Origin of the sequence: Mesorhizobium sp. M0800 (assembly GCF_040320095.1) — a bacterium.
Lineage (GTDB): Bacteria > Pseudomonadota > Alphaproteobacteria > Rhizobiales > Rhizobiaceae > Mesorhizobium.
Map to the genome: position 1 here is coordinate 275,129 of NZ_JAMYOZ010000004.1, position 20,759 is coordinate 295,887.

General features: G+C 61.3%; 20 protein-coding genes and 1 tRNA gene. 11 read left to right on the forward strand and 10 right to left on the reverse strand.

The annotated features are described in order from the left end of the window. The first annotated feature begins 69 nt into the window (after positions 1-69). Together NKI18_RS07910 and NKI18_RS07915 are read left to right on the forward strand one after the other, a co-directional pair. Entirely contained in the window at positions 70-816 is a 747-nt protein-coding gene (locus NKI18_RS07910; RefSeq protein ID WP_352615815.1) for an SDR family NAD(P)-dependent oxidoreductase, read from the forward strand. 220 nt (positions 817-1,036) lie between these two features. Further along, positions 1,037-2,941, forward strand: coding sequence for a L,D-transpeptidase family protein (locus NKI18_RS07915; protein ID WP_352615812.1), 1,905 nt, complete (start codon positions 1,037-1,039; stop codon positions 2,939-2,941). A gap of 11 nt (positions 2,942-2,952) precedes the next feature. Here the strand turns inward: NKI18_RS07915 and NKI18_RS07920 are convergent, their stop codons facing one another. Together NKI18_RS07920 and NKI18_RS07925 are read right to left on the reverse strand one after the other, a co-directional pair. After that, positions 2,953-3,429, reverse strand: a complete 477-nt coding sequence (locus NKI18_RS07920; protein WP_352615809.1) for a hypothetical protein — start codon at positions 3,427-3,429, stop codon at positions 2,953-2,955. A 125-nt stretch (positions 3,430-3,554) separates the two neighbouring features. Then, positions 3,555-3,806, reverse strand: a complete 252-nt coding sequence (locus tag NKI18_RS07925; protein ID WP_023675031.1) for a PepSY domain-containing protein — start codon at positions 3,804-3,806, stop codon at positions 3,555-3,557. Between the two features lie 258 nt (positions 3,807-4,064). On the opposite strand from NKI18_RS07925, the gene NKI18_RS07930 reads away from it, so the two are divergent. Together NKI18_RS07930 and NKI18_RS07935 are read left to right on the forward strand one after the other, a co-directional pair. After that, complete coding sequence (locus tag NKI18_RS07930; RefSeq protein WP_352615808.1) at positions 4,065-4,277, forward strand: hypothetical protein; 213 nt, start codon at positions 4,065-4,067, stop codon at positions 4,275-4,277. A gap of 175 nt (positions 4,278-4,452) precedes the next feature. After that, positions 4,453-5,133, forward strand: a complete 681-nt coding sequence (locus NKI18_RS07935) for a hypothetical protein (protein WP_353019309.1) — start codon at positions 4,453-4,455, stop codon at positions 5,131-5,133. 262 nt (positions 5,134-5,395) lie between these two features. Here NKI18_RS07935 and NKI18_RS07940 read toward each other — a convergent pair. After that, positions 5,396-5,470: transfer RNA gene (locus NKI18_RS07940), tRNA-Val, on the reverse strand. Positions 5,471-5,573: 103 nt separating this feature from the next. Beyond that, positions 5,574-6,257 (reverse strand): phosphoglycolate phosphatase, encoded by a 684-nt coding sequence (locus tag NKI18_RS07945; RefSeq protein ID WP_352577869.1) that lies wholly within the window; start codon positions 6,255-6,257, stop codon positions 5,574-5,576. Between the two features lie 144 nt (positions 6,258-6,401). Here NKI18_RS07945 and rpiA point away from each other — a divergent pair, with 144 nt between their 5' ends. The 3 genes from rpiA to gor all read left to right on the forward strand — a co-directional run bounded on the left by rpiA (position 6,402) and on the right by gor (position 9,204). Next, positions 6,402-7,133 (forward strand): ribose-5-phosphate isomerase RpiA, encoded by a 732-nt coding sequence (gene rpiA / locus NKI18_RS07950; protein WP_352577868.1) that lies wholly within the window; start codon positions 6,402-6,404, stop codon positions 7,131-7,133. Next, a complete protein-coding gene (locus NKI18_RS07955; protein WP_352448901.1) occupies positions 7,120-7,698 on the forward strand; it encodes a DUF2059 domain-containing protein in 579 nt (192 codons plus the stop codon). The genes rpiA and NKI18_RS07955 overlap by 14 nt, the downstream gene beginning before the upstream one ends. Positions 7,699-7,815: 117 nt before the next feature. Then, entirely contained in the window at positions 7,816-9,204 is a 1,389-nt protein-coding gene (gene gor, locus NKI18_RS07960; RefSeq protein WP_352577867.1) for a glutathione-disulfide reductase, read from the forward strand. A gap of 57 nt (positions 9,205-9,261) precedes the next feature. On the opposite strand, the gene mgtE is transcribed toward gor, so the two are convergent. Then, positions 9,262-10,626, reverse strand: a complete 1,365-nt coding sequence (gene mgtE, locus NKI18_RS07965) for a magnesium transporter (RefSeq protein ID WP_352577866.1) — start codon at positions 10,624-10,626, stop codon at positions 9,262-9,264. Positions 10,627-10,897: 271 nt separating this feature from the next. Beyond that, positions 10,898-12,787, reverse strand: a complete 1,890-nt coding sequence (locus NKI18_RS07970) for an ABC transporter ATP-binding protein/permease (RefSeq protein ID WP_352615804.1) — start codon at positions 12,785-12,787, stop codon at positions 10,898-10,900. Between the two features lie 628 nt (positions 12,788-13,415). Between NKI18_RS07970 and NKI18_RS07975 the strand changes: the two genes are divergently transcribed. After that, positions 13,416-13,850, forward strand: coding sequence for a hypothetical protein (locus NKI18_RS07975; protein WP_352615801.1), 435 nt, complete (start codon positions 13,416-13,418; stop codon positions 13,848-13,850). Positions 13,851-13,856: 6 nt separating this feature from the next. Here the strand turns inward: NKI18_RS07975 and NKI18_RS07980 are convergent, their stop codons facing one another. Both NKI18_RS07980 and NKI18_RS07985 read right to left on the reverse strand, forming a co-directional pair. Beyond that, positions 13,857-14,534 carry a DsbA family oxidoreductase gene (locus NKI18_RS07980; protein ID WP_352456761.1) on the reverse strand — a complete coding sequence of 226 codons (678 nt, stop codon included), beginning with the start codon at positions 14,532-14,534 and terminating at the stop codon, positions 13,857-13,859. Between the two features lie 23 nt (positions 14,535-14,557). Continuing rightward, positions 14,558-16,378, reverse strand: coding sequence for an extracellular solute-binding protein (locus tag NKI18_RS07985; protein WP_353019316.1), 1,821 nt, complete (start codon positions 16,376-16,378; stop codon positions 14,558-14,560). Between the two features lie 231 nt (positions 16,379-16,609). On the opposite strand from NKI18_RS07985, the gene NKI18_RS07990 reads away from it, so the two are divergent. After that, positions 16,610-17,239 carry an invasion associated locus B family protein gene (locus NKI18_RS07990; protein ID WP_023675042.1) on the forward strand — a complete coding sequence of 210 codons (630 nt, stop codon included), beginning with the start codon at positions 16,610-16,612 and terminating at the stop codon, positions 17,237-17,239. A 124-nt stretch (positions 17,240-17,363) separates the two neighbouring features. Here NKI18_RS07990 and hspQ read toward each other — a convergent pair whose 3' ends face one another. Next, complete coding sequence (gene hspQ, locus NKI18_RS07995) at positions 17,364-17,687, reverse strand: heat shock protein HspQ (RefSeq protein WP_023675043.1); 324 nt, start codon at positions 17,685-17,687, stop codon at positions 17,364-17,366. 221 nt (positions 17,688-17,908) lie between these two features. Continuing rightward, positions 17,909-19,117, reverse strand: a complete 1,209-nt coding sequence (locus NKI18_RS08000; protein WP_352615795.1) for a UbiH/UbiF family hydroxylase — start codon at positions 19,115-19,117, stop codon at positions 17,909-17,911. Positions 19,118-19,220: 103 nt separating this feature from the next. Between NKI18_RS08000 and NKI18_RS08005 the strand changes: the two genes are divergently transcribed. Together NKI18_RS08005 and NKI18_RS08010 are read left to right on the forward strand one after the other, a co-directional pair. Continuing rightward, positions 19,221-20,117, forward strand: a complete 897-nt coding sequence (locus tag NKI18_RS08005; protein WP_352615794.1) for a DUF2182 domain-containing protein — start codon at positions 19,221-19,223, stop codon at positions 20,115-20,117. Positions 20,118-20,130: 13 nt separating this feature from the next. Beyond that, positions 20,131-20,745, forward strand: coding sequence for a DUF1326 domain-containing protein (locus NKI18_RS08010; protein WP_352471871.1), 615 nt, complete (start codon positions 20,131-20,133; stop codon positions 20,743-20,745). Positions 20,746-20,759 lie beyond the last annotated feature (14 nt).

Consider the following 20,759-nt stretch of genomic DNA (forward strand, 5'->3'; position numbering starts at 1 on the left):
ATTTGGTTGACGCGGTTCAGCAAGGCTGGCAGATATTTATGTATCAATCACTACAAAATGGAGAAGCAGGTGTCATCCAGAAGATTGAACGGCAAGGCCGCCCTCGTCACCGGCGGCAGCCGCGGCATTGGTGCGGCGATCGCAAGAAGGCTCGCGGCTGACGGCGCAGGCGTGGCGATCACCTATGTGAATGGCGAGGAAGGGGCGCGTGCGGTGGTCAGGGAAATCGAGGCGGGCGGCGGCCGGGCCTTTGCCATCAAGGCCGACAATCGCGATGCTGGGGCGATCGAGGCGGCAGTCGATGAGGCAGCAACAGCCTTCGGACGGCTCGACATCCTGGTCAACAGCGCCGGCATCTGGCGCGCTGCGCCGATCGATGCCCTGTCGCTTGCCGATTTCGACGAGACGATGGAGGTCAACCTCAGAGCCCCGTTCGTCGCCGCCAAGGCGGCAGCAGCGCATATGGGCGAGGGTGGCCGGATCATCTCGATCGGCAGCAATCTGGCCGAGCGTGCCACGGACGCCGGCCTGAGCGCCTACTCGGCCAGCAAGGCTGCCTTGGTTGGCCTGACCAAGGCCTTTGCACGCGATCTCGGTCCGCGCGGAATCACCGCCAATGTCGTCCATCCGGGGTCGACCGATACCGACATGAATCCGGCAGCCGGCCCCCACGCCGAGCATCAGCGCCAGAAGATGGCGATGCCTCGCTTCGGCACCGCCGACGAGATCGCCGGCATGGTCGCCTGGCTTGCCGGTCCCGAAGGACGCTTCGTGACAGGCACGGCATTGACCATCGACGGCGGCGCCAACGCTTGAGGTTTGGCTCACGGGCACTACCATTGGTCGGGAGCGACGGCGGATTCGCTCCCCCCGTCACGACGTTGTGAAACCGTTCTGCAACAGACGTTCCGAAATTTATGAAAGCTTAACGAAATCAGTATGAATCAGTGTAGTCACGCCTTACATCCGCCATGGGGTGGGCGAGACCGTGAAAGCGGTGCGGAACGGGATCCGGTTCAACCGGAGCGGGTGATCCATGAAATTCCTTGGAAACAAAGCAACCGTGCTGCCGTTTGCGGTGGCCGCGGCAATGCTGGCCTTCGGGGCGCCGAAGGCTGAAGCGCAAGGGTTCTTCGACATGCTTTTCGGCGGCGGCGTCAAACACGCACCGCCGAAAGGTAACTTTCCGCCGCCACCGTCAAAATACAAGCCGAAGCCCAAGGCGCCAGCCGCTTCCGGTGGTGGGGGCGGTGGTGGTGCGCAAATCAGCGGCCCGTCCTATTATACCTACAAGAGCGATCCGCTGGTGCGCGTCGATTTTTCGGCACTGTCGGCAGCGCCTGAACCAGCAACGCCTCAGGACGCTGCCTTCGAGCCGGCGGCCACCGGGGCTGCATTCCGCGAAGCCATTGCCGGCCTCGACGGCTATGATCTCTACGCCGAGAAGGACATCGCCAAGGCGCTGATCGCCTATTACTCGGCCAATCCGGATTTCATCTGGGTGACGGGAACCAGTCCCAGCAGCCGTGCCCAGGATGCCGTGCGGGTGCTGGGCGAGGCCGCGAGCTACGGCCTGACGCCCGCCGACTACACCGTCGAAGTTCCGGCAGCAGGCACATCGGCGGGCAATGTCGATGAACGCCTGAAAGAGCTGGTCCGCTTCGAGATGGCGCTGTCGGCGCGTGTCCTGCGCTACGCCCGTGACGCACAAAGCGGCCGCGTCGATCCCAACCGCATGACCGGCTACTACGATTTTCCGCCGAAGCCGCTCGACATGGAAGGGGTGCTGAAGACGCTGGCCCATACCCAGCAAGTGCGCACTTATCTCGAGTCACGGCATCCACAGAATTCCGAGTATCAGGCGCTGCGCGTCGAACTGGAAGCGCTCCAGGCCAGCGCCGAAGACGAAATCACCATCGATCCCAATCTGCTGTTGAAGCCGGGGCAGACCAGCCCCGAGCTGCCGAAGCTTTTGACAAAGATCGCGCGCAATCTCGATGACGAGATGGGCGGCGCCTATGGCGAGGTCCTGGCGAGGCTCGCTACCAGCGAGGTCTACGATCCGGAGCTGGTGCCGGTGATCCAGGCGGTGCAGAAACGGGCCGGCATGAAAGGCGACGGCGTCATCGGCCCGCGTACTGTTGCATCGTTGGCCGGAACGTCCAAGGCCGACAAAATTCAGAAGGTTCGGGTTGCGCTCGAAGAGTTGCGCTGGTTGCCTTCCGACCTTGGCAGCCCGCGCGTCTTCATCAACCAGCCGGCTTTCACCGCGAGCTATATCGATGATGGCGAGGAGAAGCTGAAGACCCGCGCCGTGGTTGGCAGGCCCACCAACCAGACTGCTTTCTTCTATGACCAGATAGAGCAGGTCGACTTCCATCCCTATTGGGGCGTGCCGCAGTCGATCCTGGTCAACGAGATGCTGCCGCGGCTGCGGCGGGATCCTGGCTATCTCGACCGCGCCGGCTACGAGGTGGTCAATGCCCGCGGCAAGCGCATTCCCTCGTCCTCGGTCAATTGGGGCGCCTACGGCGCAAAGATACCCTACGGCGTGCGCCAGCTGCCGAGCGAGGCCAATGCGCTGGGCGAGCTGAAGATACTGTTCCCCAACAAGCATGCAATCTACATGCACGATACGCCGCAGAAGTCGTTTTTCCAGCGCGACATGCGTGCGCTCAGCCATGGCTGCGTTCGCTTGCAGGATCCGCGCGGCATGGCCGCTGCCGTGCTCGGCACCTCGGTCGACTACATCGAGGACAAACTGAAACACGGACATTCGACCGAGGACCTGACACGCAAGATCCCGGTCTATGTCGCCTATTTCACCGCATGGCCGGACCTGTCCGGCAAGGTCGAATACTTCAACGACGTCTACGGCCGCGATACAAGGCTGCAGCAGGCGCTCGACGGCACGGAAGCGGTGCGTTCGCCGGCAAGCTGACGAATGCGGTTCTAGCGCTGAAACAATGGACGCCGGACACCGGCATCGCGTCCGGCGATGAGCCAATAGACCAAGCCCGCGACAACGCCTGCGGCGGCAATGATGCCGATGTCGGCCCAACGCTCCGGGTTCGTGTCATCCGGTACGCTGGGCCAGATCAAGGCGAAGCCGCCAACCGCGGCCGCCGCGCCGAAGACCATGTGCAGCCAAAAACTGCGCAGCGAGAAAAACTCGGCAATCAGTGCGAAGATCAGCGTCTGCAGGCCGGTCAGCACGATCCTCAGAAAATAGATGAACATGCCGAGCGGCGGCAACAGCAGCACCGCAACGGGGGTGACACCCATGACGTCGAAATAATTCGGCGCATTTGGCAGCGAACTCAGCCCGCCATAGATCGCCGCCACCGCGATCAGCCCAACCAGTACCGCTATGAAATAACCCGCGAGCATCATCAGAAAGCGTTTCAATACGTGCTTTACCGTCGCCATGCCCACCCCCGCGCGCAATGATAGCACCGCAGTCAGCCATCAAAGTCATATCTGCGCAAGTGCATGCCCAAGGCCGGGTGCCTCCGGGCGCGCCTTTTTCGAATGCTGACCTTTGCAGGCAGCGACTATTTCGGCGCGGCTGTCACCGGATCGTAGGTGATTTCGACTTTCGCCTTGTCGCTCGTGTAATAAATGACGGTGTAGCCATCGCTGTCCCAATCGATTTCCTTGATGTAGCGGAAGTCGTCGCGCTGCTCGACCTTGGCGATGATTTCCGACAGCTTCTTGGCATTCTGCGGCGGCACCGGATTTTCGTCCGCGGCAAAGGCCGATCCGCCGACAAGCAGCACGGCGGCCGCCAAAACAAGTCTGGACATGGCTTTCCCTCACATCTCGATCAGCAGAAACTCGTTTCTATGTAGGTTTGTTCCGGGATAGCGGAGCGTTGCGCTACAAGGAGGCGCCGTCCGTACCTGATTTATGGCTGCCGAAAGAACACGGCGACTGCTTAAAATCATGATGCGTCGCCTCAACATCGCGGCCGTAATAGTGCCGGTGGTCATTCGGGGTTTTACATGCAAATGCGTCATGTCATCATATTTGTACTTTTCACATTTTCCATTCCGGCCATTTCGATGCCTGTCCAGAAAGCCGAGGCGCTAGAACCTGAACGCTATACGGTCTATTGCGCCGACGACCGCATCGAGGTTTCGTTCTGGGATATCGAGCAGATGAAGGTGCGGGCCGGCTCCAACGTTTTCCAGTTCCAGAGCTATACGAGCTACAGCAGCGCCTTGAATTTCGCCCAAAAGAATTTTGGCGGCGAGGGGGCTACCTGCAGCTGCTAGTGGTAAAAATCTGACGCTTGGTGCCCGATGCGGTTTATCTGTTCCGACCCTTTCCGGTCGTACAGACGTGGCAATGCTACGGCGTCAGTTGACCCGTTCCGATCATTGGCCATCTTGCAACCGTTTGAAATCTGGCGCTAGATGGGACATGGGACCATTACTGCGCGAGGTCTCTATGGCAAACACAGAAGAAGGAACGCGCGTAGCAGGAGTTTGGCTTGCGATCGCCTCTATCCTGCTGGCAGGCGCGCTGGTCGGCCATGGTCCGATCGATCCCGATATGGGTCGCCAGATGGGAGTCATCACCGACGACCCTGTCCGATGGGCGATCATCCATTGGGTTTCCGCGGTAGCGCTATCACTGTTCGTCCTGACAGGTCTGATCGTGCTGGCGGCCAGATCGCGCCTCACCGAGGCGTGGTGGACGTTGTCTGCCTGGGGTGTGCTGACTGTCGGCGCCCTCTGGACCATGACGACCGCGGTGGCCGAGGCCACCGTGGTCTCCGCCGCTGCTGCCGCCGGGGACACGGCAACTTTCGAGGCCTGGTGGGCATTTTCCGAAGGAAAGGCTAACGGCTTCATGTTTTTGGCGTTGGCCGTTGCCGTGATCGCTGGCAACGAGGCGCAGACCACTCACCGAGCCACGCCGGTCTGGGCATCGTACATCGCAGTCGTGGCCGGAATTGGAGCCTTCCTCGGTTGGCCCCTGGGCATGTGGCTCGGAGTCACCCTGGGCAGCTTCGTCTGGGTCGTGGCATCACTGGTGATGTCCCTGTGGACACTTTGGTTCGGGTTGGGTTTAGCGCCGACCGTGATTCGGGCTGCGGCCTCACAATGGGTGACATCGAGTCCGTAGCGGGAGCGTAGCGAGCGACCGCTTGATGACCGCGACGGGCGCTCCAGCCGCTCCGAGGCGGCGGGGATTGCTTCGCGCCGCTGAAAACGGCCTCGACGCGCGAGTTTGCCGAATGGGCAATATGCTTGCAGTAGGCGCGATAAAGCCGCTTCAGCAGCCGGAGCGAAAGGCAGGTTTACCCAGAGCGGGCCTACTGCTTCGGCACCAAGCGTCAGATTTTGACCACTAGCCGCTCTGACTTGGAATTGATTCAGGAAGCAGATGGTGGGCGATGCAGGGATTGAACCTGCGACCCCACCCGTGTGAAGGGTGTGCTCTCCCGCTGAGCTAATCGCCCGCTCGTTGCCCGAAGGCCAAGCGCGCCGCGATATAAGGGAGGCCGGCCTGCGAAGTCAACCACTTGTCGGTCGGCATCTGGCGGTCCGCCCGATGGGCAGCTTTCAGCCTTCTGCCGCGGCCATCAGCCCTTGTACCAGATCGAGCGTCAGCGAATCGAAATGCGAGATCACCGCCGACGGTTCGAACTCTCGCACATGACGGTCGGTGTAGCCGAAATCGACTGCCACTACCGGAATCCCGGCGGCTTTCGCCGTGTCGATGTCGGTCTGCGAATCACCGACCATCAGTGCACGGTGCGGGTCGCCACCGGCGCGCGCGATGGTCTGCGTGAGATGGCGCGGGTCGGGCTTGCGGAACGGAAAACTATCCTGACCGCAAATCGCCGCGAAATGCCTGGTCATACCGAGCGCCTGGATCAGCGCCACCGAATTGGCCTCGTATTTATTGGTGCAGATGGCCAGCAGGTAACCGGCTGCCTCGAACCGTGCGATCGCCTCGGGGACGCCGGGGTAGGGGCGCGATTTGCCGGGGATGTTAACGGTGTAATGGTCCAGAAACAGCTTGAGCAGGCGGTCGTGCTCCTCCACTGCCAGCGACCTGTGCTGTGCTGCGTGAGCGCGCTCGATCATCACCCGGCCGCCATGGCCGACGAAGCGCCTGAAGCCGGCTTCGTCGACGGCCGCGAGCTGGCTGGCGGCAAGGCTGTGGTTGAGACTGTCGAGCAGGTCCGGCGCCGTGTCGATCAGCGTCCCGTCGAGGTCGAACACGATGATCGGTCGGGTCATGGCCTGTCCTGTGACGATTTGATTGCCGGCAGGCGATAACCGCTGCGGCCCGTTCAGGCAAGCCGGCTTATCCACCGCGGGCAAGGTCCTTTGACCAGCCCGGCAAAAATGCTACGAGCGCCGAAACAAATCTCGGGACCCGGCATGGATGCTAGGCAATTGAAGGTTGAGGCCGCGCGGGCAGCGCTTGCCCATGTCACGGATGGCATGCGGCTCGGCATCGGCACCGGCACCACAGCGGACGAGTTCGTGCGGCTGCTCGCCGACAAGGTCGCCACCGGCCTGACTGTCATCGGCGTTCCGACCTCGGAGCGCACCGCCGTCCTTTGCAGCGAGCTTGGTGTGCCGCTATCGACCCTCGAGGAAACCCCCGAGCTCGACCTCACCATCGACGGCGCCGACGAGATCGATCCGGCGCTGACATTGATCAAGGGCGGCGGCGGCGCGCTGCTGCGTGAAAAGATCGTCGCGGCGGCCTCCGCCCGCATGATCGTCATCGCCGACAGCTCCAAGATGGTCGAGATGATCGGCCGTTTTCCGCTGCCCATCGAAGTCAACCGGTTTGGCCTGCGCGCCACCGAAATTGCGGTCGGCGCGGCGGCTGCAAACCTTGGCCTTTCCGGCCCCGTTACATTGAGGATGACGGGGAGCCAGCCATTTGTTACAGACGGCGGCCATTTTATCCTCGATGCATCTTTTGGCCGCATTCCGGATACAAGAGCGCTTTCGAATGCTCTCCACGCCATTCCGGGCGTGGTCGAGCATGGTCTTTTCATCGGGCTGGCATCAACGGCCATCATAGCCGGCGGCGACGGCATCCAAACCGTCCATGCCGCCCGAAAATCAGGGAGTTTTACCGATCATGATGTTGCATAACCGGGTTGGCCGCTTTTTTGCCATTCTGGCGGCCTCGGCCGTTTTCGCGTTTTCGTCGCCTGCGTTTTCGCAGGACGTCACCGATGCGCATTTGAAGGCGGCGCGCGCCGCCGTCGCGGCGATCCATGCGACGGATACGTTCGACAGCATCCTGCCGCAAGCGGCCGCGGCACTGGAGCAGCAGCTGATCCAGAAGAACCCGGACATGCAGGAACTGATCGCCAAGACCATCAACGAGAAGGCGATGGCCTTGGCATCGCGCCGCGCCGACCTGGAAAAGGAAGCGGCGCTCGCCTATGCAAAAGTATTCTCGGAAAAGGAACTCAATGAAATCGCCGCGTTCTACAATTCCGATTCCGGCAAGAAGCTGCTCGACAACGGCCCGATCGTGACGCGCGAACTGGTGAAGGCTGCCGAGATCTGGCAGAACGGCCTGGCTCGCGATCTCGCCCAGCAGGTCGGCGAGACCCTGGGTGCAGCGGCGAATGCCAAGGCGCCGGCTGCACCTGCCGACGGTACCGCTCCGGCCGATGGCGCAGCTCCCGCGGACGCTACACCGAATTGATTGCGGACTTCCGAGCCGCCTGACCGCCACTGGACCAAAAGCCCGGCAAATCCGGGCTTTTCTTTTGATAGTCGGCAGCCTACCTGTCTCGGGGTTTGAGGGGCAAGGAGTTCAGCCATGGCCGGTTACGACTACGATCTTTTCGTCATCGGCGGCGGCTCCGGCGGGGTGAGGGCGGCGCGCGTCGCGGCCGCACTCGGCAAGCGTGTCGGCATTGCCGAGGAATATCGCTATGGCGGCACGTGCGTGATCCGTGGCTGCGTGCCGAAGAAGCTCTATGTCTACGCCTCGCAATTCCCCGAGCATTTCGCCGATGCCGCCGGTTATGGCTGGACGGTGCCTGAGGCGCGTTTCGACTGGCAGACGCTGGTCGCCAACAAGGACCGCGAAATCAGCCGGCTGGAGGCCATCTACCAGAACAATGTGCAGGGCGCCGGCGGCGAGGTCTTTCATTCGCGCGCCACCCTGGTCGATCGGCATGTGGTGCATCTTCTTGGTGAGGATCGCACCGTTACCGCCGACCAGATCCTGATCTCTACCGGCGGGCGACCGGCGCCGCATCCGGCATTGCCCGGCCATGAGCACTGCATCTTTTCCAACGAGGCCTTCGACCTCAAGGAACTGCCGAAGGCAATCATGATCGAGGGCGGCGGCTATATCGCCGTCGAATTCGCCAACATCTTTCACGGCCTCGGCGTCGACACGACGCTGGTCTACCGCGGCAAGGAGATCCTCAGCCGTTTCGACATGGACCTCAGACGCATGCTGCACGACACGATGGAAAAGAAAGGGATAAAAATCCTCTGCCACGCCGTGTCCGAGTGGGTCAGGAAGCGGCCTGACGGCCGGCTCGACGCGCTTGTCACCGGCGGCACGGTGCTGACGGTCGACCAGGTCATGCTCGCCATCGGCCGCATTCCCAATACCGAGAACATGGGCCTGGAAGGCGTCGGCATCGAGATGACCAAAACCGGGGCAATCCACGTCGACGAATACTCCCGCACCAACATCGACAACATCTGGGCAATCGGTGACGTCACCCATCGCGTGCAATTGACGCCGGTGGCAATCCACGAGGCGATGTGCTTCGTCGAGACCGCCTTCAAGGACAAGCCGACGGCGCCCGACCATGACACGATCGCTACCGCAGTCTTTTCGCAGCCCGAGATCGGTACGGTCGGCCTGTCGGAGGATGAGGCGGCAAAGCGCTTTTCGGATGTTGAAATCTACCGCGCCACCTTCCGGCCGATGCGGCACACACTGTCCGGCCGCGACGAAAAGATGCTGATGAAGCTGGTCGTCGACGGCGCCTCGAAAAAGGTCCTCGGCGCCCACATCCTCGGGCCGGATGCCGGCGAAATGGCGCAGCTTCTCGGCATACCGCTGAAGGCCGGCCTGACCAAGGATGATTTCGATCGCACCATGGCGGTGCATCCGACCGCCGCGGAAGAACTCGTCACCATGTACAAGCCGACTTACCGGGTGAGAGATGGTGAGCGCGTCTGACGCGACGACAACCCATCGCGGCAACGAAATTGCCGCGATGGAAGTGCGTGAGTTTTCTTACAGCAACGTTCCGCGCAGGATCACCAGCGCCACAGAAAAATAGATCACCAGCCCGGTGACGTCGACCAGCGTGGCGACGAACGGGGCCGATGCGCTGGCCGGGTCGAAGCCCATGCGCTTCAGGGCGAACGGCAGCATCGATCCAGACAGCGAGCCGAAGGTGACGATGCCAACCAGCGTGGCGCCGATCGTCATTGCGATCAGCGGCCAGTGCGGGCCGTAGTCGTAGAAGCCGAGATACTGCCAGAGCGCGATGCGGCAGACGCCGACCACGCCAAGAATCGAGCCAAGCACCAGGCCGGTGGGCAGCTCGCGCAATGCCACCCGCCACCAGTCGCCAAGGCCGATCTCGCGCAGCGCCAGCGCCCGGATGACGAGCGAGGTCGCCTGCGAGCCGGAATTGCCGCCGGAGCTCATGATCAATGGAATAAATAGCGTCAGCACGATCGCCTTTTCCAGCTCGCCCTCGTAACTTTGCATCGCGTTGGCGGTCAGCATCTCGCTGATAAACAGCGCGCACAGCCAGCCGGCGCGTTTCTGGATCATCGCCAGAAAGCCCATCTTCATATAGGGCTCGTCGAGAGCCTCCATGCCGCCGAAACGATGCACATCCTCCGTCGTTTCCTCGATCATCGTGTCGATAATATCGTCGATGGTAACGATGCCGAGCAGTTTGCCGTTGTCCACGACCGGAACGGCGAGCAGATCATATTTCGAGATCAACTGAGCAACCTTTTCACTATCGGTCAGCGGTGAAACGGTGATAGGCGCACGATCCGGCGCGATTGCCATGATCAGCTCGTCGGGCCCGCCAGCGATCAGTCGACGCAGGCTGGTCGAGCGCAACAGGACATGCGTTTGCGGATCGACGATGTAGATCGCGTAGACGGTTTCGCGCGTCCGCTCCACCTTGCGGATATAATCCAGCGTGCGGGCCACGCTCCAGTCCGGCGGCACGCTGACATATTCGGTCGTCATGAGCGAGGCGGCGCTGCCCTCGGGATAGCCGAGAATGGCAAGCAGCGTCGCGCGCAGCGGTGGCGCCAGGCCGCCGAGCAGTTCGGAACGAGCCGGCTCGTTCCGATCGCGCAGTATGTCGGCGGCGCGGTCGACCGACATGGCGGCAAGCAGTCTGCCTGCCTTGATGCGGGGCAGCGCCTCGACCAGTTCGGATGCGCCGTCGAGTTCAGGCTGGTCGAAGATCTCGACCAGCCGCTCGAACGGCACTTCGCAAAGCAGCTCCGATGCCGTCTCGCGGGGCTCCTGGTTCAAGGCCTCGACGATGTCGGCGACGTGTTCGTTGGCAAGTACGCGAGCGATGGCGATGGCATCGCCGCCCGCTGGGGGGGAAAACTCGTTCATGGCTCACTCCTTGCCGTCCGGCAGGACGTGAGCCTGTCAGGTCACGTCAAGCGGACGGCGGTTGCGTTCGACTGTGACTGTCGCCAGGCATGGCGCGGTGACCTTTCTGCTCGCGGGTTCGAGTTGAGATTCTGCAAGCCGGCGCAACATAGGAGCGCGCCTTGCCGAGTCAATCGCGAGAGCGGGTTAAAACGGCGGCAAACCGACTGGATCGCGAGACTGTGATCGGGCTACGTGGCAGGCTGGCTGGACGCTGGCAATGGTGCCGCAGCTATCTCTGCTTCAGCCGGCGGGGAAAGCGCAGCCACTTGTCCTCGGCCGGCCGCGTCGGCTGCGTGAGGATGGTGGTGAGCTCTACCGGCAAGCTCGGAACCAGCGGCTTCTTGGTGGCGACGCCGTCGGCGATCGCAACCACGCTGTGGTAGAATTCGGTGCCCGCGAGCGATCTCGGCGGCGTCGCCTCATGCATGATCGAGATCACAGTTGCATCAGGGCAATTGTCCTTGATCGCCTGGTGGAAGGCGATCCGTCCATCGGGGTCGAGCGCGCCGGTGGCTTCGTCGAGGAACAGCAATCCCGGCTGCTGCAGCACGATGCGGGCGACAACTAGCTTCTGTTTCTGCCCACCCGAGAGAACCTGATCCCATATCTTTCCTTCACGGCTCTCATCGGCCAAATGCTCGATGAAATCGCCGAGGCCGGCCTTGTGCAGGGCGGATGCGACCTGCACATCGGCATAGTCATGCTCGGAACCGGGCAGGCAGACCAGTTGCTTCAGCGAGACCTGCTGCAGCTTCACCTCCTGGGCGGCGTAGAAACTCTTGACCCCTTCCGGGAAGACGATGGTGCCGCGGCCATAAGGCCACAGGCCGTTGATCGCCTTGACCAGCGAGGTCTTGCCGCAACCGGATTCGCCCTTGAGGAAAGTCCACTCGCCACGCCGGAAGCGCAAGTTCGCGGCACTCAGGAAGGGCGTTGCGTCCTCGCCCTGATGCGCCAGTTCGAGCTTCTGGATGGTCAGGCCGAACACCGGGTTCTGGTGGTCGTAGCGGAACTCGGATCGGCCGGTCTGCTGATAGAATTCCTGCGGGTGCTGGACGTTTTCGATTGCCTGCGCCAATTCGATGACGCGCTGGCTGTTGGCGCGCAAGGTGGCGATCTCCGGCATCACATGGATGAACCACGAACAGTTGCTGATCAGCTTATCGACCTGGCCGGAAGCTGTCAGATAACCCTTGAGGTCGAGGCCGTTGTGGATGAAGGGCACCAGCCCGGGCCCGAAAGCGACAATCTTGGCACCGATGAAATTATAGATCAGCTCGAACGAGGTGTAGCCGGTATTGACGATGTTCAGTCTGGCCCAGGTACGGTCAATGTCTGCATAACGCTGGCTGTGTACAGTCTTCTGCACATTCTCGCCCTGCGATGCGGCGACATGAAAACTGCGGCGCAGGAACGTGATCAACTCGCTGCGGTAATTGCCTTCGGCCTGCTGCATTCTGACGTTTAGCCACTCCAGCATTCGGCCGAGTTTCAACGCGATCCAGGTGTTGAACGGCACATAGACAGCGATTGCCAGGAGAGCAAGGACGGCGCTGCCGTAGCTGCCGAGAAACTCCAGCCCCTTCACCTCGACAGAGTTTTTCAGCAATTCGCCGCCGAGAAAGTAGAACGAAGCGAAGACGCCTAGCACACCCGAAGCAAGCCCGATGGCTCCACCGGTCATGGCCTTGATGGATTCCTGCACGCGCTGGTCGATATTGTCGGGAGCTGCATTCCCGGAAGAGCCATGCTGGGCATGGAAATGGGTATGATTGGAGTCGAGCAAGGCCTCGTTGAATCGGCTATCCAGCCAGCCACGCCATTTGCGATGCAATGTCTTGGAAACAAGGTTGCGAATGCCGGCAATAACCAAGTCCTTGAGCACGACCAGCAGCACCAGCCAACCGGCGTTGGTCAGTATTGTCTTGAGTGGCGTCGTGTTCGCGGCATCGTGGAAAAAAGCGATCGAAGCCGCCAGCTCGGCCCCAGCCACCGTAAACCAGACGTCGGCTTTGCTGGACAGCGCGATGATCAGCGCGATCACCAGCGTCAGCGTCCAGGCTTCCCTCCAGCGGTCCGAGAACCAGTAGACCCGCATCAGCCCCCAGAAGCTGCGCATCGAAGATACGGGCGTCAGGGGCGACTGCCTTGCGGCACCGCGGAGCCATTTTTCCGATATTGAATGTCGCGTTGGTCTATCGACCCGAATCACTATCCCGCCCAAACGATTTTTCTTTTGTTACGGACAGTAACACCAATTGATCATTTTCCATTAGCTTTTCACCAGTCGCAGGTGGCTTAGCTTGCCGGCCGTTGCAGTGGAGCAACAGAATGAATGATCACGGCGCTGTGCCGTCACGTTTCGAGGGGCGGAATACCAACGCAATTTCAAATAGTTACTTGCCTGCGCCCGAGCAAGTAGAGATCTTCCCCAAGGGAAGGTCTTCACACAGCTTTGTGAACATAGAAGCGCCTTCCAGCGGCCGATCTTCACAGCCTGAACCGCCTTCACGGCCAGTCCGGCCTCGTCGGCGGGCAGGACGTGACCGTATGATTCGTGTTTGAAGCCGCCTTGTCAGGAACCCGTAATCGGCCAAGCAATGACTTTGCCGACACAGTCCAGGATGCGGATCAATATCAATTGGCCCGTGCTTTTTTAAAAGCGCGCCCAAACCGCGTTTGACAAAGATGCGCTTCGGATCGAACCTGCCGGACGCATCCAGGTTTGAACCGGGGGGAAGTTCTTCATGCTTGCACGGACATTGTTTGCGGCGATGCTCGCAACGTTCGCCTGGCTGCCGCAAACATATGCCGGCAGCCAGACCGTTCCCGCAAACGCCGAGGGACAGATCGAGTTCAACACGCCGTCCGGCAATATTGGCTGCATCTACACGCCGAAGGGCGGCACCAGCACCTACGAGCCACAGGATGGCGGACCGGAACTGAGCTGTTCGCGCGTCGAGCCCAGCTACGTCACCGTCATCCTCGGCCCGAAAGGTCCGGCGACGCTGATCAAGAATCCGGGCGAGCAAGGCTGCTGCGGCGACGTCACCAGGCTGGCGTACGGCAACAGCTGGAGCAAGGCGCCGTTTTCCTGCCAGTCATCCACCAAGGGATTGACCTGCACCGGCAAGCATGGCCATGGCTTTTTCGTCAGCAAGGCCAAGGTGACGGTGAAATAATCCGACTCAGTTCGCCGTCTCCAGTTCGCCGCGTGCCTTGGCCGCGGCGACCTGGCGCAGCGCATCGGCGAGCGTATCGGCGTCCTGGGCGCCCATCACCGCATATTTGCCTTCAAGCAGAAAGCACGGCACACCCGATATGCCCATGCGCGAAGCGGTGGCGATTTCGGTGCGCACCGCCTCGACATCGGCGTCGGTCGGCAGAAGCGTTTCGACCACGGACGCATCCATGCCGGCCTCGCGGGCGGCTTCGATCAGCACGGCATGATCGCCGAGATTGGCGCCTTCCTCGAAATTCAGCTGGAACAGCCGGCGCACCAGCCGGTTCTGAATGGCCTCGCCGGCCGTCCCGGCCCAGCGAATGAGACGGTGCGCATCCAGCGTATTGGGCGCGACCTTGATGGCGTCGAAGGCGAAGGAGATGCCTTCAGCCTCGCCCAGCGGTTCGATCCGGGCATGGATTTCGCGGATGCGTTGCTCGCTGCCGAATTTCGCCACCATATAGTCGCGGCGGTTCTTGCCTTCGGGCGGGATTGTCGGGTCGAGTTGGAAGGGCCGCCAGCGTATGTGAACGTCGATATCGACGGCGGCAATCGCCTTGTCGAGCCGTTTCTGGCCGATAAAGCACCAGGGACACACGACGTCGGAGACCACATCGACGGTAATCGAGTTCTCGTCGTTCATCTTGATCTCCTGTTGTGAAGAGGTCACTTCGGTTTGCGCCACCAGGTCGGCAACTGATAACCGTATATGGGCGTCTTTTGCGGATGTTCCAGATAGTTCCAATAAGCGAGCCATTGCTGGTTGTTGTGCTGCGTCGGCACCATGTAGTTGCCGGAGATCAGCAGCCGGTCGAGAACGCGGACGGCGGCGACGGAGTCCTCCTTCGAACGAGCTCTCAGCATCGCCTCGATCGCCGCATCCACCGCCGGATCGGCGACGCCGGCGAGGTTGAACGATCCTTCGGCCTTGGCGGCAGCGGATCCCCAGCGCCCGGTTTGCTCGATACCGGGCGACAGCGAGTTGTTGAAACCGGTCGAGCCGACCAGCACCTCGAAATCGAAACGCTGCTTGCGCGACTGGATCTGATCACCGTCGAGGCTGCGGATGCCGACATCGATGCCGAGCTTCTCAAGGGTGCGCTGATAGATAGCGGCAAGTCGCTCTTCGTCCTGCGAGGCGGTCAGGATCTCGAAACCGAACGGCTTTCCCTCGGGATCGAGCATCGCGCCGTCCTGCACCGTATAGCCCGCGCTCTTCAGCAGCTCGAATGCCGCCTTCAGCACCTTGCGGTCCTGGCCGGAGCCGTCGGTAACGGGCGGCCTGTAGGTGCCGTCCATGACATCTGCGGGCACGCGGCCGGGATAGGGGGCCAGCAGGGCCTTTTCCTTTTCGCTGGCCGGGTGGCCGAGCGCGGACAGCTCGGAATTCTGCCAAAAGCTCATCGTGCGCGTGTATTTGCCGCCGAACAGATTCTTGTTGGCCCATTCGAAATCGTAGAGCATGCCGAGCGCGCGCCGCACGACCGGATTGGAAAATTTCGGCAGCCGCGTGTTGAACAGGAAACCGTTGACCACCGGCGGAATGCCGGTATCGAAAGTTTCGGCGATGACCTCGCCCCTGTGGAAGGCCGGAAAATCGAGATCGCGCTCGCGTTTGACCGGGTCGCTGTCGTCGTCGATGGCGCAGATGCCTTTCTTGAACGCTTCCTGCTTGGCGTTGGCGTTGAGGAAATATTCGATGGTGATCTGGTCGTAATTGTCGAAGCCGCGCTTGGACGGCACGTCCTTGCCCCAATAGTCCGGATTGCGCTTGAACACGATGCGCTGACCGGGCACGACTTGCGCCACCGTGTAAGGCCCGCTGCCGATCACCGGCTTTAGCGTCGTCCTGTCGAAGGTGTCCTTGTTGAAGGCGTGTTTCGGGATGATCGGCGTCAGCGCAATGATCAAAGGAAATTCGCGGTCGGCCTTGTCGTTGAAGGTGAAGCGCACACTGCGGTCGCCGGTCTTTTCGAGCTTGGCAATCGCTTTCATTCGCTGGCTGTAAGGTGGGCGGCCCTTCTCGGTGAAGACGTCATAGGTAAACAACACGTCTTCCGGCGTCACCGGCTCGCCGTCCGACCATTTGGCGTTGGGATCGAGGTGGAATTCGATGCTCTTGCGCTCGGGATCCATGTCGGCGGTATCGGCGAGCAGGCCGTAGAGACTGAAGGCCTCGTCGTAGTTGCGCTGCATCAACGGCTCGAAGACAAGATTGCCAAAGGCTTGATCCATCATGCCGCGCGCGGTGGTGCGCAGGCTTCTCAGGATGAACGGATTGATATTGTAGAAGCTTCCTACGACGCAATAGGTAATGCTGCCGCCTTTCGGCGCGTCGGGATTGACGTAGTTGAAATGATCATAGTCGGCCGGCAGCGCCGGCTCGCCCTGCATGGCAAGCGCGTGCACCGGTTCCGACAGGGCCGGCTGCAGGGAAAGGCCGACAAACAAGATTGCGGCGATCAGCCAAACGACAACGCGGCCCATGACCGTCTCCTTCCCGATTCGATGCGCAGCATACATGAGCCGGTCGTGCACCGGCCAACCCCTTGAGCCTATCCCTTGGCCAAGATTCGCGAGACCCGGGCTGGATTCGGCACCGCTTGCAGTGTAACACGCCGTCCGAAGTCATTCTGTTGCCTCATTTCGGCAACAGGTAGCTGGACCACACGGCATGAAAAAAGCCGGTTCCGGGATCATTTGAGAGGAATGCACGACATGACGAGCCTTAACAGCAACGCGTACCGCCTGTCGGTCATGGCCGCGGGCGTGGTCGGCATTCTGGGCGCCGGGATTCCCGCTGCTTCCGCGCAGCAGCAACAGCAGATTCCGCAAGGCTGGTTCAAGGCCTGCACCAAGCAGGAAGACGTCGACATCTGCAATGTCCAGAACATCACCACCGCCGGCAACGGCCAGCTCATCACTGGCGTCAGCCTGATCGAATTGAAGGGCAAGGTGAACCGCAAGGTGTTCCAGGTGACGGTTCCGACCGGCCGTCTCGTTCCTCCCGGCATCGGCCTCCAGATCGACGGCGGCAAGGCGCAGAAGCTCGACTATGTGATCTGTTTTCCGGATCGCTGCGTGGCGGAAGTGCCGCTGACCGATCAGCTCGTCGCGTCCTTCAAGAAAGGTTCGAACCTGACGCTGACCTCGGTCAATTTCCAGAACCAGCCGAACCCGATCAAGATCGCGCTGACCGGCTTCAGCGGCGCCTTCGACGGCCCGCCGCTGCAGCAGTCGGACATCGAGGACCGACAGAAGAAGCTCCAGGAGTTCGTCGCCAAGAACAATCAGGATTTTGCCAAGAAGCTCAAGGAAGAGCAGGAAAAGGCGAAGGCCGCCAACTGATCGACGGGTTTTCGAACCAACAAAAAAGCGGGGGCTCATACCCCGCTTTTTTTGTTTGGACCGGCCGTTTGTCGGGTCCAGCCAAGTCTCAAGCCAGTCCCAGCCCGGCCAGATCCCGGCTAAGTCAATGTCTCAATTGGTGCTTCGGCTCGTAGCGCCCGTCCGGCTTCTTGTCGAACATTTCACCTATCTGCGGATGCCGGACCGGTTCGCCCGACCGGTCCTCGAGTAAATTCTGCTCGGACACATAGGCGATGTATTCCGTTTCGGAATTCTCGGCGAGCAGATGATAGAAAGGCTGGTCCTTGCGCGGCCGCACGTCAGCGGGGATCGCCTCGTACCATTCGTCAGTATTGGCGAATTGCGGATCGACGTCGAAAATGACACCGCGGAACGGAAACAGCCGGTGCCGAACCACCTGTCCGATCGAGAATTTGGCTGTCTTCATCGCACTCACCACTTGAACTTCTTGAACGCCACGCATCCTGGAACACGCAAGGAACGCTCCAGGACTTTAGATTCTTACGCACCCGTCCGGCAAAGATTGGCCCAGACCTTAAGGTCGACATCGTCATTATTTGGCGCAGACGCCGCGTCAATTCAATCCCGATCCCCTTGATGCCGGGTTGAGCATCGCGAGATGCGGATCAAGGGCGGTGGCCAAGATCGCTATCGCTCAGCCGGTTTTCGCAATCCGCCAAAAAAAGCCGCAAAACCGCTGCCGGGTCGAAGACCCTCGCGCATGAAAAACGCCCGTAACGGCGCAAACCCCTCAAGCGCGCCCAGGCCAGCGCTGCGCGCCAGCTGGGCCGGCAGCATGTCGGAAAGCAACGACATGTTCAGCAGGTTGACCGCGCTGCTGCGCGCCAGAATGTCCGGCCGCCGCTTGAAATCATAGGCTGCAAGCGCCTTGGCGACGCCCGGGTCCGAGCGGTTTCTGCTTGCTGCACCAATCAGGTCGTCGATGTCCCGGATGCCGAGATTGAGGCCTTGCGCGCCGATTGGGGGAAACACGTGGGCGGCTTCGCCGACTAGGGCTACGCGGCGCTGCGCAAACCGCCACGGGCTCACCGCTGAAAGGGGGTAGACCTGCCGGCCGGGCTCAACCGACACGCGGCCCAACATCGATTGCATCCGCTGTTCGACCCGCGTCGAAAGCTCGGCGTCGTCGAGTGCTGCAAGGTCCTTGGCGATATCGGGTTCGAGCACCCAGACAAGGCTGGACCGGTTGCCGGGCAGGGGAACCTGTGTGAACGGACCGGTCTCGGTGTGGAATTCGGTCGAGGTGAAGGCATGGTCGCTGCGGTGACCGAAATTGAGCACCAACGCCGCCTGCGGATAGGATCGGATCGAGGTCCGGATGCCGGCTGCCTCGCGGGCCGGCGACTGACGGCCATCGGCGGCAACTGCCAACGATGCCTCAACCTCGCTGCCGTCGGCGAGAACGGCATGGGCATGGTCGGCATCGAGGCGCCATGCCTCCACCATCGACTTTCGCCATTCGATGCCCGAATGCGCGACAGTCTCGGCTAGCGTGCGGTTGAGAACGCTGTTGGGCAAGTTCAGCCCGAATTGCTCTTCGTTGATCTCGCTGGCGCGAAAGGTCACTGTCGGGCTGCGGATCAGCCGGTTGGTTGCGTCAACGATACGCATCACCTTGAGCGGCGCTGCGTGCGGCCTGATTCCGTCGAAGATCCCTAGCCGTTCGAACATCTTCAGGGCAGGGTTCATCAAGGCTGTCGTCCGGCCGTCGGGGCCGGCTGCATCGGGTCCGACGAGCGTCACGGGAAAGCCCGCCTCGGCAAAGCCAAGCGCCGCGATCAGCCCCGCAGGGCCGCTGCCGGCGACCAGTATCCGTGCTGTTTCCCGATGGTTCAAATTCGGCTTCCGGATTGCGAGGTGAGGCCCGTCCGACCTGCTGGTCCATATAGGTCAGGTGATGCGGCTTGATCAACGCGGCGATTCGGCCCATTCGGTTGCCATGACCGGCCAACAAGACGATTTCAGCCACCTCGACGGCACCGGCCGCGCGATGGCGAGCGTTGCGTGCAGCCCTCGACTGACGGTGAGCGTCGTTGCCGGCATGGGCATCGCCCTTGCCTGGCTCCTTCTCGGCGCAATGGCAGTTCGTGGTGCCGTAAGCCGGCTCCCGGGCACCGATGCACCCGGCGACACGATGCTGGGGAACCTGCCGCAACTGCCGCTGCCGGATTTCCTTGCGCGTTTCTTCGCCCTTTGCCTTGCGCCGGCGCCGCTTCGCGCAAGCGTAGGGGCGCAAGGCGGGGCACTCACCGCGATGTGGCTGTTGATGGCCATCGCGACCATGCTGCCCTCCGCGGCGCCGATGATCCGCACCTATTGCGAGATCGCAGATACCGCCAGGATCAAGGGGGAACCCGTTGCCCATCCGTTGATCCTTGTCGCTGGATATTTGAGCGTCTGGCTTGCCGCCTCGGCAATATTCGCTGCCCTGACGCTCGCAGTCCATGCATTCGTGTCATCCGGGCAGATGCTCGATCCGCTGCTTGGAATTGCCGGAGCAGCCGCGCTGTCGATCGCTGGCCTCTATCAGTTCAGCTGGCTGAAGAAAGCCTGTCTGGAGAAGTGCAGAAATCCGTTCTCGGTCCTGTTCGCCAACTGGAGCGCCAGGCCCATTCGCATTTTCCGGCTCGGTATGGAGCAGGGCCTGTGGTGCCTTGGATGCTGCTGGGCGCTGATGCTGGTAATGTTTGCCGTCGGTGTGATGAACGTGTTCTGGATGGCGCTGATCGGCTTGTTCAGCCTGGTCGAAAAACAGACGGCAGGCAATCTGCCGACGCGGTTGGGCGGTGCGATACTGCTTGTCTGGGCAACCGCGCTACTAGTAGTCTCGGCATGAGGGGGAGAATTCGATGACAGATCAAAACTGGGCAATGAAGGGAGAGCTCATCCTTTCCTGCAATTGCACGGTTTTTTGCCCTTGCGTTCTGTCGCTCGGCAATCATCCGCCTACGGAAGGCTATTGCCAAACCTGGGCGGGGTTCCGGATCGATGCCGGCCATTTCGGCGAGGTCGACCTGTCCGGTCTCAATCTTGGGCTGGTCATGGAAATCCCCGGTTATATGAGCCGCGGCAACTGGACGGCGGGCCTGTTCATCGACAAGCGCGCCTCGGTTTACGCTGTGAAGGGACTGACGAAGATATTCACCGGCAAGGCCGGTGGAACCACATCGCTGCTCTCCATCCTGGTCGGACAGTTCCTCGGCGCCGAGCAGGTGCCGATCACCTACGAGACGCGTGAAAAAACACGCATCTTTCAGATACCGAAGATCATCGATGGTGCGGTGACGCCAATCACCGGCAAGGATCGCGACAAGGATACGGTCATCAGCAATTCGGAATACTGGATTGCGCCGGAAATCATCGTCGCCAAATCCGACAAGAGCAAAATGCGGGCCTTTGGCCGCAACTGGAACTTTGCTGGCCGTTCGGCCGAAATCTGCAAGCTGGACTGGCGGGGCCCGTGAGCAAGAAGACGACG

Bases quoted from the DNA above. Each gene is read 5' to 3' on its own strand.
- NKI18_RS07915 (WP_352615812.1), top strand. From the start codon at position 1,037: ATGAAATTCCTTGGAAACAAAGCAACCGTGCTGCCGTTTGCGGTGGCC.
- NKI18_RS07920 (WP_352615809.1), bottom strand. From the start codon at position 3,429: ATGGCGACGGTAAAGCACGTATTGAAACGCTTTCTGATGATGCTCGCG.
- NKI18_RS07925 (WP_023675031.1), bottom strand. From the start codon at position 3,806: ATGTCCAGACTTGTTTTGGCGGCCGCCGTGCTGCTTGTCGGCGGATCG.
- NKI18_RS07930 (WP_352615808.1), top strand. From the start codon at position 4,065: ATGCCTGTCCAGAAAGCCGAGGCGCTAGAACCTGAACGCTATACGGTC.
- NKI18_RS07935 (WP_353019309.1), top strand. From the start codon at position 4,453: ATGGCAAACACAGAAGAAGGAACGCGCGTAGCAGGAGTTTGGCTTGCG.
- NKI18_RS07945 (WP_352577869.1), bottom strand. From the start codon at position 6,257: ATGACCCGACCGATCATCGTGTTCGACCTCGACGGGACGCTGATCGAC.
- rpiA (WP_352577868.1), top strand. From the start codon at position 6,402: ATGGATGCTAGGCAATTGAAGGTTGAGGCCGCGCGGGCAGCGCTTGCC.
- NKI18_RS07955 (WP_352448901.1), top strand. From the start codon at position 7,120: ATGATGTTGCATAACCGGGTTGGCCGCTTTTTTGCCATTCTGGCGGCC.
- gor (WP_352577867.1), top strand. From the start codon at position 7,816: ATGGCCGGTTACGACTACGATCTTTTCGTCATCGGCGGCGGCTCCGGC.
- mgtE (WP_352577866.1), bottom strand. From the start codon at position 10,626: ATGAACGAGTTTTCCCCCCCAGCGGGCGGCGATGCCATCGCCATCGCT.
- NKI18_RS07970 (WP_352615804.1), bottom strand. From the start codon at position 12,787: ATGCGCAGCTTCTGGGGGCTGATGCGGGTCTACTGGTTCTCGGACCGC.
- NKI18_RS07975 (WP_352615801.1), top strand. From the start codon at position 13,416: ATGCTTGCACGGACATTGTTTGCGGCGATGCTCGCAACGTTCGCCTGG.
- NKI18_RS07980 (WP_352456761.1), bottom strand. From the start codon at position 14,534: ATGAACGACGAGAACTCGATTACCGTCGATGTGGTCTCCGACGTCGTG.
- NKI18_RS07985 (WP_353019316.1), bottom strand. From the start codon at position 16,378: ATGGGCCGCGTTGTCGTTTGGCTGATCGCCGCAATCTTGTTTGTCGGC.
- NKI18_RS07990 (WP_023675042.1), top strand. From the start codon at position 16,610: ATGACGAGCCTTAACAGCAACGCGTACCGCCTGTCGGTCATGGCCGCG.
- hspQ (WP_023675043.1), bottom strand. From the start codon at position 17,687: ATGAAGACAGCCAAATTCTCGATCGGACAGGTGGTTCGGCACCGGCTG.
- NKI18_RS08005 (WP_352615794.1), top strand. From the start codon at position 19,221: ATGACCGGCCAACAAGACGATTTCAGCCACCTCGACGGCACCGGCCGC.
- NKI18_RS08010 (WP_352471871.1), top strand. From the start codon at position 20,131: ATGACAGATCAAAACTGGGCAATGAAGGGAGAGCTCATCCTTTCCTGC.